This is a genomic window from Paenibacillus sp. FSL L8-0333 (assembly GCF_037965665.1).
In the GTDB taxonomy this organism is placed as follows: domain Bacteria; phylum Bacillota; class Bacilli; order Paenibacillales; family Paenibacillaceae; genus Paenibacillus_AQ; species Paenibacillus_AQ odorifer.
Genome location: NZ_CP150186.1, coordinates 420,231 through 432,558, shown reverse-complemented (window position 1 = coordinate 432,558; position 12,328 = coordinate 420,231). Strand labels below are relative to the sequence as shown.

The 12,328-nt window shown below is 46.9% G+C and carries 10 protein-coding genes and 1 riboswitch; of the genes, 6 read left to right on the top strand and 4 right to left on the bottom strand.

Annotated features, from left to right (window positions below; translation table 11 throughout):
* The first annotated feature begins 321 nt into the window (after positions 1–321).
* The 4 genes from NYE72_RS01905 (at position 322) to NYE72_RS01890 (ending at position 3,287) form a co-directional block, all read left to right on the top strand.
* Positions 322–1,497 (top strand): hypothetical protein, encoded by a 1,176-nt coding sequence (locus NYE72_RS01905; RefSeq protein WP_038568378.1) that lies wholly within the window; start codon positions 322–324, stop codon positions 1,495–1,497.
* A 1-nt stretch (position 1,498) separates the two neighbouring features.
* Entirely contained in the window at positions 1,499–2,089 is a 591-nt protein-coding gene (locus NYE72_RS01900; protein ID WP_038568375.1) for a signal peptidase I, read from the top strand.
* 90 nt (positions 2,090–2,179) lie between these two features.
* Entirely contained in the window at positions 2,180–2,788 is a 609-nt protein-coding gene (locus NYE72_RS01895; protein ID WP_036682781.1) for a TasA family protein, read from the top strand.
* Between the two features lie 169 nt (positions 2,789–2,957).
* Positions 2,958–3,287 (top strand): helix-turn-helix domain-containing protein, encoded by a 330-nt coding sequence (locus tag NYE72_RS01890; RefSeq protein ID WP_036682795.1) that lies wholly within the window; start codon positions 2,958–2,960, stop codon positions 3,285–3,287.
* Positions 3,288–3,394: 107 nt separating this feature from the next.
* Here the strand turns inward: NYE72_RS01890 and NYE72_RS01885 are convergent, their stop codons facing one another.
* Complete coding sequence (locus tag NYE72_RS01885; protein ID WP_232061118.1) at positions 3,395–3,550, bottom strand: anti-repressor SinI family protein; 156 nt, start codon at positions 3,548–3,550, stop codon at positions 3,395–3,397.
* A 27-nt stretch (positions 3,551–3,577) separates the two neighbouring features.
* A riboswitch (cyclic di-GMP riboswitch) is annotated at positions 3,578–3,662 on the bottom strand.
* Positions 3,663–4,132: 470 nt separating this feature from the next.
* Between NYE72_RS01885 and NYE72_RS01880 the strand changes: the two genes are divergently transcribed.
* Positions 4,133–7,000, top strand: coding sequence for a 2-oxoglutarate dehydrogenase E1 component (locus tag NYE72_RS01880; protein WP_036682783.1), 2,868 nt, complete (start codon positions 4,133–4,135; stop codon positions 6,998–7,000).
* 52 nt (positions 7,001–7,052) lie between these two features.
* A complete protein-coding gene (gene odhB / locus NYE72_RS01875; protein ID WP_339211184.1) occupies positions 7,053–8,309 on the top strand; it encodes a 2-oxoglutarate dehydrogenase complex dihydrolipoyllysine-residue succinyltransferase in 1,257 nt (418 codons plus the stop codon).
* A gap of 403 nt (positions 8,310–8,712) precedes the next feature.
* On the opposite strand, the gene NYE72_RS01870 is transcribed toward odhB, so the two are convergent.
* From NYE72_RS01870 to NYE72_RS01860, 3 genes are all read right to left on the bottom strand, one after another.
* Positions 8,713–9,675 (bottom strand): hypothetical protein, encoded by a 963-nt coding sequence (locus NYE72_RS01870; protein ID WP_076275621.1) that lies wholly within the window; start codon positions 9,673–9,675, stop codon positions 8,713–8,715.
* On the bottom strand, positions 9,636–10,244 hold the full coding sequence (locus NYE72_RS01865; RefSeq protein ID WP_076275620.1) for an RNA polymerase sigma factor: 609 nt from the start codon (positions 10,242–10,244) through the stop codon (positions 9,636–9,638). Before NYE72_RS01865 ends, NYE72_RS01870 begins: the two co-directional genes overlap by 40 nt.
* A gap of 326 nt (positions 10,245–10,570) precedes the next feature.
* A complete protein-coding gene (locus NYE72_RS01860; protein WP_076275619.1) occupies positions 10,571–12,319 on the bottom strand; it encodes a hypothetical protein in 1,749 nt (582 codons plus the stop codon).
* Positions 12,320–12,328: the final 9 nt, after the last annotated feature.

The following is a 12,328-nucleotide window of genomic DNA, read 5'->3' as shown; positions in this document are numbered from 1 at the left end:
TGCGAGCCGGGTATTTTTTTGCGAATCACCCTAAAAGATCGTTCTTTATTGCGAATATATTTAGTAATCGAGCGATAAATAGAGTTATTCAGAGATAAATTATCATTTTTGTTCTTTATAGAGTACAAATGCGCGTTATTGGCAGTTTTCTTTTTGTTTTATTCCATGTATGATTCATTACAGAAGTTGTTCTTAATAAAGAACGATAATAACGAACCAAAGAAACAGACATTGAGGGGAGGTATTCCTCTGAGACCCAGATCAGCAAGGAGAAGACCTAGAAGAAACAGGAAAATTGGTTTACGTATACTGCAATCAGGAATGGCTGTCTCCGTCTTATTTCTATATACCTCGCAGCAAGTTGGTGGTACCTATGGAGGCTTTGGAGCTGCTGCGCAAACCACTAGCACGATTAGCTTTTGCGAAGTATTTCCGAATTCGATCAAGGCACTGCTTACAGAGTTCAAAGAGCATGTTAATCGAGCGCTCACTTTAAAAGAATCACTACAACCCTTTTCCTCATCAGCTAACTACTCGGACGTTTCGGGAATAGAAGGGATGTCGCTGGAAGAGCTTGATGTCGCTGCACAAGAGATTTCTTCGCAAATAGCGGCGCTTCAATCCCAAATAGATAGCGTTAACGAGCAACTGGCGGCTAACAGCCAAATTTGGAATCAAATCCACAATGAGCTAAGTGCAGCAGCAGCCTTACTCTTCCAGATAGGAGGATATATGACTTCTCTAGATTCAAACTGTCTAGAAATCAAGGATGAGCAATTTTTCAGAGATTTACAAAGCAGCCTGAATCAAAGCGGTGTGATCTCGGAATCCTTGAATGCTTCCTTAAATGGAGTTATTAGTTACCTAACCTCCATACACGATGTCGGTCTTCCATTCGCTTCGGTAGTTACCAGTGATGTTTATGGACAACTTGAATTACGCGAAGGAGAGTTCCCACAGCCGCTGCCATTCCTGATTACCTTCACTCAACCAGATGGCGTGATCTCTAGCGACCTCACCTCCACTTATGAAGCTCTAAATACCGAATTGACTAACCTTAAAGAATCGGCAACCTCAGGTATCACTACCCTTCAAGATAAACTCCAAATGATCAGTCAGACTCGCGAGCAAAAACTAGAAGAGCTTGAAAAAGCTCGGCTAGAAGAAGAGCAAGCAAAGAAAGAAGAAGAAGCGAAGAAGGAAGAAGAACGTTTGGCTGAGGAGAAAAAGCAACAAGAAGCCGAGGATAAAGCGAAAGCTGAGGCAACCCCTCCAACGTCAGGTGAAGCTGCTCCGGAAGCCCCAAATAAAGAACAACCTGAAGCCCCAGCCACTGACCCGGTTAAGCCGGAAATTGGTGAAGAGCTCACAATTCCAAAAGATGTTCCTCAGCAAGAGGCTCCACAAGAGACGCCAAAGGCGGAAGACAGTACGACTACCCCGCCGGTAGCAACCCAAGCTCCTTCGGACCCTCAACCTGAGAAAGGTGGAGAATAAGATGCGAATTAAAAAAATTATCAATAATACCTTATCGAGCTTAATGCTTGTGATCTTTATTCTGCTGGTGGCAGCCGTAGTGTTATCCAAGGCCTCCGGTGGTGAACCTGCTTTCTTCGGATATGAGATCAAAACCGTACTCTCAGGATCGATGGAACCAGGAATTCAGACAGGCTCAATTGTCGCATTAAAACCCGGAGGGGATATGAATCGTTTCAAACCAGGCGATGTCATCACCTTTAGGAACGAAGATAATCTGCTCATTACTCACCGGATTGTAGAAGCGACCGTCAATAACGCTACTGGTGAAGCTGTTTATCGCACTAAAGGCGATAACAACGACGCACCCGACATGAACCCAACCAGTTCTGCGAATGTTGTAGCTCAGTATACCGGGGTCACTGTACCCTATGTCGGTTACGCTATGAATTTCGCGGTTTCCAAAGCTGGAAGTGTAGTCCTCATGATCGTGCCTGGCTTGATGCTTCTGCTCTATGCTCTGTATACCTCTTGGAAGGCTGTAGCTGCATTAGAAAAGAAAAATACTGCCCTACTGCCAGCCTCACCGTCCCCAACAGAAACACAGCCCTAAGTTGATTGTCCACTTCCGCTTACGAACCGGAAGATACAATATATAAATTTTATAAAAAATTCAAACACAAATTTGAGGAGGAATTTTATTATGGGTATCAAGAAAACATTGGGTCTTGGCGTAGCATCTGCAGCACTGGGTTTATCATTAATCGGCGGAGGAACCTTCGCATACTTTAGCGACACTGCGCAAAGCACAGCTACATTCGCAGCGGGTACACTCGATCTGAACTCCGACCCTTCTGTCATCGTTAATATTCCTAACCTGAAACCAGGTGATACTGTAACTAAATCCTTCAAATTGAAAAACGATGGTTCGCTCGATATCGGATCTATCATTCTGAATACATCGACTCAAATCACGGATGCTAAAGGAGATAACTACTTGGATTTAGCCGAGTTCATTAAAGTTAAATTCCTTAGAAATAATGATAAAGGGGTACCTATCGTCTCTCCTGAAAATGTAGTTTATGAGACTACACTTGCTGCTTTAAAAAGTCAGCATCCGGATCTCGTAAAAAATACAGGTTGGGATCAACTCTTTACCGAAGCATCCGGTATTAAAGCCGGTACCAATGACAGCTTCTCCGTCCAATTCGAATTTGTGGAAAATAACCAAGATCAAAATATTTTCCAAGGCGATAGCTTAACACTGACTTGGGATTTCGTAGCTAAACAAGGTGCGAAAAAAGACTACTAAGATCAATAAAGTAATTTAATAAAATACTCGAAGAGCAGCAGATCCTGAATCCGGCCACGGATAAGCAGATTGCTGCTCTTCTCTTTACAATAAACTTTGTCCGATTTATTGATATTTGCTATACTAATAACAAAAATTACGGAGGGGCGTCAGCATAGTGCCACAGAATATGGGCCAACGTATCCAGCAGCTCCGCCTAGACAAGGGTTTCTCCCTATCTGAGCTTGCGGACAGAGCAGATGTGGCTAAGTCGTATCTTAGCAACGTGGAGAGAAACATCCAATCCAATCCATCCATCCAGTTTATCGAAAAGATCGCTGACGCGCTTCAGGTATCCATTCATGCCCTACTCTATGGAGAACCAAATGATGCAGAGGAATCACATTTAGATTCGGAATGGTTCCGATTGGTGCAGGAAGCTATGGACTCAGGCATTAGCAAACGCGAATTCAAAGAATTTCTGGACTATCAGAAATGGAAGCTCGATCAAAAGGATTAATACTTCCTACTAATCTGGTACGATCCTCTCTTCTACTAAATCATATCGAAAAAGGACACAGCGAAGAACCGCTGTGCCCTTTTTCGATATGTAACCCCTCTAATGTATTACTGCACGATCTGCACAGTTTTCTCATGAAAGAACTGGCGGATTTCATCTGCCTTAATGCCAGCCTTCTTAGCTGCTAATAATAAATGTACCCACTCTTGATCCAGATCAATAAACTGCTGTTCTCTGTTGCTACCCTGGTTGGACTTTTCCAAAAAATCTCCCCCTAAGATTTTACGTCCCCAGGCAATCCGGCTGTCATAGTATCTCTACCTTAGACCCGCGACTTTGTGCCCCTGCCTTTCGGCAAGTTTACCTTTTACTGGACCCTTTTCACGAAAGGATCTGCTTAAAAAACTATAAAATTACTATCTGCAATAACATTATACAAAAAGAAAGCGGAAAAGTGTGTCGATTCCTGGTTACTTTCTATTTTAAAAACGAAAAATAAAAGATTTTTTTTCAAAGATCTTGTCCGATTATCACGATACTCGTCCGTTACATAAAATAAATTGTACTAGCAAAATAAATATTTACTGACCTAATAGTTAAAAATAAGGATAATAGAATCATTTTAATAGGCCTTTAGAATGGGTAATGAGAAGAAACACCCTTCTTTTCATTAGAACAAGCTAACCTATACCATTTTGCGAACGTATTGGACGAAAGAATGAATTGATTACAGTGGCTGAAAGTAGCACAATAAGATGAGAAATGAAACCGCAATCATCACAGCTCCAGTAAGCGTTGACACAAAATGTCACGTATGGAGTTCATCCGTTAAGGAGGATGTATTCATGGCAGCCAAAGAGCCCTATAACGAATCCATTTGGAGTAAGTATTACGGACCCAATTTAGGCTACATTCAAGAAAGATATGAACAGTTTGTGAAAGATCCCTCCACCGTAGAAAATAATTATCGCGAGCTTTTTACAAATTCGGGACCCCCTCCCCTAACTCCGGATAGCGAACCGGCTCCTCAGCCGCGCATCTCGGGAGACACCGAATGGCTTAGAAAAGCAGTAAGAGCTTCCAAGCTAATCGCCAATATTCGTATATATGGCCATATGGCCGCTGAAATTGATCCGCTGGTACGCGATCAGAATCCCATGGCAAAATATCTTGAGCCTGAAACCTATGGGCTGACCCGCGAAGACCTGATTGCACTGCCTGCCACGCTTATATGGGAAAATGCGCCGAATGATGTGCATACCGGGTGGGATGCCGTGCAACGTATGCGTCAGGCATACACCAAGACTATCGCCTATGAATTCGGGCATGTGCATGAAGAAAAAGAACTGCAATGGCTAAATAGACAGGCAGAATCCACCAGCTCACCAGCACCCCTGAATAATACAGAACGCAAAGAGCTCCTGAACCGCCTGATTCAGGTAGAGCAATTTGAAACCTTCCTCCACAAGACTTTTGTAGGTCAGAAGCGTTTCAGTCTTGAAGGCAATGATGCTCTTGTGCCGATGTTAGACGAAATCGTACGCGCTGCTGCACATGACGGTGCAGAGCATATTTTGATGGGCATGGCGCATCGCGGTCGCCTCAACGTTCTTGCACATATTTTGGGCAAACCTTATGATATCATATTTTCAGAGTTTCATCATTCTCCGAACAAGGAGCTTTTCCCTTCCGAAGGCTCCACAGGCATTAACTATGGCTGGACAGGTGATGTGAAATACCATCTCGGTGCAGACCGTGCTGTCCGTGAAGGAGAAACCGTACGCACAAGAATAACACTAGCGAATAACCCAAGTCACTTGGAATTCGTCAATCCTGTCGTGGAAGGTTTCACTCGTGCCGCACAAGAAGATCGGAGCACTGCAGGACTGCCGAAGATTGATACCAGTAAAGCTATGGCGGTGCTGATGCATGGTGATGCTGCTTTTCCAGGTGAAGGAATTGTTGCAGAAACGCTTAATATCGGCAAACTTCAAGGTTATCAAAATGGTGGGACGATCCATATCATTGTTAATAACCGAATTGGTTTTACGACTGAAAGTGAAGATTCCCGTTCTACGCATTATGCGAGTGACATCGCCAAAGGGTATGAAATCCCGATAGTCCATGTCAACGCTGATGACCCAGAGGCCTGCGTAGCAGCCGTACGTTTAGCTAGCGCATACCGCCATCAATTCAAAAAAGATTTCGTAATTGATCTCATCGGCTACCGCCGTCATGGTCACAACGAAATGGATGATCCTGAAACCACACAACCTATTGTCTACGGCAAGGTTCGCAATCATCCGACCGTCTACAAGGTTTATGCAGAGAGACTGAAAAACGAAAAGGTTCTTACCGCCGAAGACGTGCAAAAGATGAATGCTGAAGCAGAAAGCGTATTGCAGCGTGCGTACGATAATATGAAGGAAGGCAATCATAAGAAAAAAGAACCCAAAGCCTTCATTCCTCTACAAACGGACCGCGCAGCGGCAAACACTACAGCGGTATCCATCTCCAGCCTGCAGGAGATCAATCGTGAACTGTTGACGGTTCCAGCTGGATTCCAGGTTTATCCGAAGCTGGAGCGCATTTTACAACGTCGTAAAGATGCACTGAATGAGGGTGAAAAGGTCGACTGGGCACTGGCTGAAACGTTAGCCTTCGCTACCATTTTGAAAAATGGGACGCCCATCCGACTGAGCGGTCAAGATGCCCAACGCGGAACCTTCGCACATCGCCATCTGGTGCTGCACGACAGTAAAACAGGAGATTTATTCTCTCCGCTACATCAGCTAAGCGATTCCCGTGCCTCCTTTGGCGTATACAACAGTCCATTGTCAGAGGCATCAGTATTAGGCTTTGAATATGGTTATAATGTGTTCGCACCGGAAACCTTCGTAATCTGGGAAGCACAGTATGGTGATTTCGCCAATGCGGGTCAGGTTATTTTTGACCAGTTCATTGCGGCTGGACGCGCCAAATGGACACAGCGCAGCAATCTCGTCATCATGCTGCCGCATGGCTACGAAGGACAGGGACCTGAGCACTCCAGCGGTAGGCTGGAACGGTTCTTGCAGCTATCCGCTGAGGAGAACTGGACAGTCGCTAATCTGACTACCGCTTCGCAATATTTCCATCTGCTGCGGCGCCAAGCAGCGTTATGCGGGCAGGAAGATGCTAGACCGCTAGTCATTATGACGCCGAAAAGTCTCATTCGGAATACGCGCAGCACTTCTGCCGGAACCGAGCTGGCTTCAGGACAATTCAAGCCTGTATTAGCTGAATCTTTGCTTGGCCAGAAACCAAGTGAAGTTAAACGGCTCGTAGTCTGCAGCGGTAAAGTCGCTATCGACATCCAAACAGAACTGGAAGCAGCACAGGATAAGGATTGGTCATGGCTGCATGTTCTTCGCCTAGAGCAGCTTTATCCGTTCCCGGAACAAGAGTTAAGCGAACATTTAAACTCCTTCAGCTCCCTTCAGGAAATTGTCTGGGTGCAAGAAGAGCCGAAAAATATGGGCGGCTGGAGCTATAGTGAGCCTCGGTTACGCGCCATCGCACCAAAGAATGCCGGCGTAAGATATATCGGCCGTCCGGAACGTTCCAGCCCGGCCAGTGGTTATGCAGATGTGCATAGCTTCGAACAACGTAGAATTGTAACAGAAGCCCTAAAATCAAATTCGAACGTACAAGCGGCTGTACCGTCCTCTTAAGAGGACGGTATCACAATAGCGTAAACCATTATGTTTGGGGAGGAAACGGCCTGTGTCAGAAATCTTAGTACCCGATCTGGGAGAATCCATATCCGAAGGAACCATCTACAAATGGCTGGTTAAAGAAGGCGACACGGTAGGTCAAGGCGATGTGCTCGCTGAGCTGGAAACGGATAAAGTCAATCTAGAAATTAGTGCAGAGGTGGAGGGTGTCATCTCCACCATCCTGCGTCAAGCGGGCGAGAACGTAGCCGTTGGCGAAGCCATCGGCATCATTGGAGCCGCAAGCGGCAGTACGCCGCGGGCCGCTGAAAGCGAAGCCGAAGCGCCTAAAGCGGCACCGGCAGGCGGCAACGCAGTAGCAGCCGCCGCGCCTGTAGCCGCGCCCGAAGTGCCTGCAGCAGGTGGCGACAGCCACGCTGCATTGGCATCGCCGGGCGCACGCAAGCTGGCACGGGAGCGCGGCATCGACCTCGGCGAGGTTAGCGCCCGTGATCCTATCGGCCGGATTGGTCAGGCCGATGTGTCCGGTCATGGTGCAGCAGCGCCGCAAGGCAAGCCGGAGCCAGCGAAGCCGGCAGCGAGCAAAGCCACGCCGGACGAGGGCAAAAACGTGGAGCGCAAGCGCATGTCGCGCAGACGGCTCACGATTGCCAGCCGCTTGGTCGAAGCGCAGCAGACCGCGGCCATGCTTACCACCTTCAACGAGGTGGACATGACAGCGATCCTCGACATCCGCAAGCGCCGCAAGGATGCATTTAAAGAGAAACATGAAGTTGGACTAGGCTTCATGTCCTTCTTCACCAAAGCCGTGATCGGTGCGCTTAAAACCTATCCACTGCTGAACGCCGAGATCGACGGTGAAGATCTGGTCGTTAAGAAATTCTACGACATCGGTATTGCTGTTGCAGCGAAAGAAGGACTTGTAGTTCCAGTAGTCCGTGATGCGGATCGGCTCAGCTTCCCGGAAATCGAGCGCCAAATTGGCGAGCTCGCTTCCAAAGCACGCGCCAATACGCTCAGCCTCTCCGAGCTGCAAGGCGGAACATTCACCATCACCAACGGTGGCGTATTCGGCTCCTTGTTATCCACACCGATTCTGAATACACCACAGGTGGGTATTCTAGGGATGCATAAGATCCAACTGCGTCCGATCGCGCTGGACGAAGAAAGAACCGTAAACCGTCCAATGATGTACATCGCCCTTTCCTATGATCACCGGATCGTTGACGGCTCTGAAGCGGTAAGCTTCCTCGTCAAAGTGAAGGAATTGCTGGAAGATCCAGAAGCACTGTTGTTAGAAGGCTAACGCTCTTCGACTTTTCGACGACATAAGAATATAAAGAAGGTATCCCTACGCTCTCGCTTTGGGGATACCTTCTTTTATATCTGGATCGACTTGCTGCCTTCCCTGCATACGATTTAACTGTATTTTATACACTTATATCTTTCTGATCCGCTCATATCCTCTTCTCTAATTGCATTCTCTACAACTAAAATCCGTAAAAACGTCTATTCCCACTAATCTAACCAGTAATAGCTGCATCAAATACAACTAAAGGACCTATATACAGAATATTGGTGAACTTTAATTGCACATAATACAACTAACTTAGCGCATGCACCTACAAACTACTAACTACTAACTACTAACAACTAACTACTAACTTCAAACCTCAAACCTCAAACTTCAAACTTCAAACTTCAAAACTCTACTTCAATAGCTCCTCAGCCAGCTGTAAAAATTGCTCCTTGGTTAAAATCTCATCTCCATAGCTGGTGAGTGTATAATACGCATCCTGCTTCTCGTTATACCAATTCAGATAGTCATAGCTGACTTCTTCCCTTACTACCTTGTTATAGATAACATCTGTGCCTGCGACTGTGAGCTTATTAGCTTGATTCTCAGATGTTTGTTCCACGAAAACCTTGCCGCCATGCATGAGCGTTGCTGAGATCCCTATAAAAGCATTGTTCTTCGAATAAGTTACACTTAGCCCCCCTGGCTCAGACCACGGTATAGCCTTCATAAACAAATTGCGCGTCCCCTTATCCTTATATGCCTGAGCGGTAAGATCATTTAATGTTTCCTTATACAGAGAACCTAGCTTAGCTGTATCCGTAGTCGGAGAATTAGGATGGATTACACCATATTTAAAAGCGTACCCCGCTGCCGTTTCGGGAAGCATTGGCGCCCCTGTTCTTTTGATTTCTTTTATAAAGTCAGAATACGCATCTATCCGCTGCTCTTTATACTTAAACTGCAATTCTGTCGCCAAGCCTGCTGCACCTGCTTTATTTTTCACAAGATAGCCGATCAATTCACCCGGTTTAGCGAACTGTTCTGCTTGCTGCGCATATTTATCATAAGAAGCCCTCTCTGCAGATTCTGTCGGCGCAACATGTTGAACCTTCACTACTCCTTCACTATTGCGGATTTGGATATATTCAGATGCAGCATACGCAGTCACAGAGATCAGCAGAAACAGCGTTAACATGCTAGCCACTGCCGTTGTTTTATTCATCACCCTCAGCGAGAACGATCGCTTTCGACCTGTTATGCCAGTAATACGCCCCATGACCTTATCTTCTACATCTACCTCATCCAAAAGTTCATTGCCAGCCGAGGCATAAATTATATCTTGGTATTCATTGCTGATTTTGTTTCTTTCCATGTGATCTCCTCCTCCGACTTCATAGCTTCCTGAACCTTTAGCTTGATCCGATTCATTCTTTTAGTTAGCGCATTGGGACTGACCCCTAGAATCTCACTTATCTCTGCATAAGTTTGTTCCTCAAACACCCGCAGAATAAGCATGTTTCTCTCCTCAAGCGACAATCGCGCTAAAGCTGCAGACAATGAAGGACTATACAACCGAGCATCCAGCTCCTGTTCAGGGCTTGCAGACAGTACTTCCGGACGAAAAATACGCATGACTTGCTTGTGCAGACGACGCCTGCGCAGCAGATTTAAGCAATGATGATATGCGATACGATAGAGCCAAGCCGAGAAATGCATTTGCGATTTGTATTGCTGGATAGATTGATAACCCTTTACCAAAATATCCTGAACCGCGTCCTCCGCATCCTGCTTGTTTTCTAACAAACGATAGCAATAGCGATAGATCGGCTTTTGGAATACTCTGACAATTAAAGCATACTGCTCGGAATCCCCCTCCTGAATCCTAACGATTAGCTCTTCCAACTCTGTCGAGTCTAGCGAATCCTGTGGCGATGTAAGCACCTCCTTAACCTTTATATCTCTATAACACTTGACTGCCGAAAAAAGTGCCTATGTAAACCAAACTAAAGGAAATTTTATAAAAGGTGATAATCACAGCTTCGGAGAATATTTGAATTTCTGACGGCTGGTGTGCCCGGATTTCTTACTTATACCATAATGCACGGTTAAAATCTGGTGAGTCTATGCTTAGCAGATGCATAACAAAACCTCCCATTAGACCTGATAACTCCAGGTTTGCTTCTAATGGAAGGTTTTTTAATAAGGCTTCATTATTCTAAGACTGAGGTGTAACTTCAAAGCCTACTAGATTGTAAATTGTACAAAGGCTACTCTCTTATCATGGAAGGAGATAGAGTGATCGTAATCGTCTTATCGAACGGGGTCATAAAATTGACCAACACCACCTTGCAGTTATCCTGCAGCTTCGCCTCACGCACCGTAGCCGCCAGATGGCCAAGCTCGCCCCCTGTCAGTTCAATCCAGTCCTCTTCACAACTATAGCGGAGGTTACCGCCGTTCCAGAGATAATGGTCCTCTCCGACAGCCTGCAATTCGCCCGAAGTGAAACATCCTTCCCGTCCAAAAACGAAAGACAACTGTGTCATAACCTCTCTAGGCTCCTCAGCATGCAACCGGAGGGTCCACCCTCTGTCCGTACGCTGAACCTCCGTCTCCACACGGAATGTCTGTTCATGCGTAAGTGCGCGGCTCTGGTGCGGGAGCAGATACCAAGGGCTTACCGGCTCCGCAGATGTTTGCGGAAGCAGTTCGCCTTCGACAGGACCGTAATACCCCTTCTTTTGTTCTCCTGACAGGTGGTATCCTTCCGGCAATTTGACCATTTTCTGCATCGGTACATATCCCGGAGAAAAGTAAGAAGCCAGCTGCACTGCAAGCAGCCTGACGGCACCGTGACGGAGTGCAAAAAAAGACGGCGTCTCCGTAATTAAGGTCACGCTAGTGTTCCCGTCCCTGTAGCGCGCAACCGGTGCTCCGAAATCAGTATGCAGCCGGCTGTGGTAAATTCGCCCTTGATGGCCGGACTTCTCCATACCCTGCAGATAGCCGTGTCGCGGAAAATCGCCGTTCAGTATTTTCTCATATTTTACAGGCAGAGCTGCCGAATCTTCAAAAGGTTGCTGAAGCTCCGGCTCCAGCAGCATCCGTACAAGTACGTTGACAGAGCAGACCCCCGGATTTTCCAGTGCACTGCCTGCCCATTCGGCCATCCCCGCAAACAATGGCTCCTTATCGAAACGGGCCAGAATAGCGTACGGTAAATAATATGGAGACAGGTCGTGAAAGCTCCCCAGATCCTGGCGCCCAGAATAATCGGTCACAACTTCGCCCTTAGGATGCACCAAATAGACCATCATGTGTAAATTCAGACGAACTGGCTCCAGCAACTGGGGCCGATCCAGCAGACGAGCGGCATGAATCAGCATGATGTCGCTGACCGCACTATAAATACCGTTGCTGCGTTCCGTCCATTCTCCATCAGGTGTAATATCCATCCCTTCCGCCAACCACTGATCCGCCCGCTGGACAGCCTCCTCCAGTCCGAACAGTTCATGCAGAAATCCCAGTGCTGCACACAATACCCAACGGTGATTCGGCGTGTGACAGCCCCCTGTAAGCATGACGGGAATAGTTCGCTTAAGAAACAGAAGCATATTATCAAGCACCTGTTGCAGTGGTGCCCAATCCTGCGACGCCAACAGTTGGTATAGCTGAGCGTAGCCGACGATGACAAAGGCTGTGTCCGGGGGAGAATGATAGTTCGTCCAGCCCGGAGAGATCGAGCCATCCTCATGTTGTGCACGCAGCACGAACTCCGTCGCCAGCAGCAGGCGGGCCAGAAGCAGCTCATCACGGTAGAATGCGGAACCCGGGTTAACCAGAGCCGCTCCCCAATAACACATATCGGTTGGTGTGCCGGTCGTATGATTAACCCAGGCAACGCCAGTACCCGGATCTATTGTCCCTCCGTAATAGCGGCTCGTCGGATCAAGTACCTGCCGGGATAATCCCTCCACTGACGCTCTATCATTACTGGCTACCAGTTGCTTGTACATTATACTTCC

Coding starts and splice junctions, on each gene's coding strand:
- NYE72_RS01905 (WP_038568378.1), top strand. CDS start 322: ATGGCTGTCTCCGTCTTATTTCTATATACCTCGCAGCAAGTTGGTGGT.
- NYE72_RS01900 (WP_038568375.1), top strand. CDS start 1,499: ATGCGAATTAAAAAAATTATCAATAATACCTTATCGAGCTTAATGCTT.
- NYE72_RS01895 (WP_036682781.1), top strand. CDS start 2,180: ATGGGTATCAAGAAAACATTGGGTCTTGGCGTAGCATCTGCAGCACTG.
- NYE72_RS01890 (WP_036682795.1), top strand. CDS start 2,958: ATGGGCCAACGTATCCAGCAGCTCCGCCTAGACAAGGGTTTCTCCCTA.
- NYE72_RS01880 (WP_036682783.1), top strand. CDS start 4,133: ATGGCAGCCAAAGAGCCCTATAACGAATCCATTTGGAGTAAGTATTAC.
- NYE72_RS01870 (WP_076275621.1), bottom strand. CDS start 9,675: ATGGAAAGAAACAAAATCAGCAATGAATACCAAGATATAATTTATGCC.
- NYE72_RS01860 (WP_076275619.1), bottom strand. CDS start 12,319: ATGTACAAGCAACTGGTAGCCAGTAATGATAGAGCGTCAGTGGAGGGA.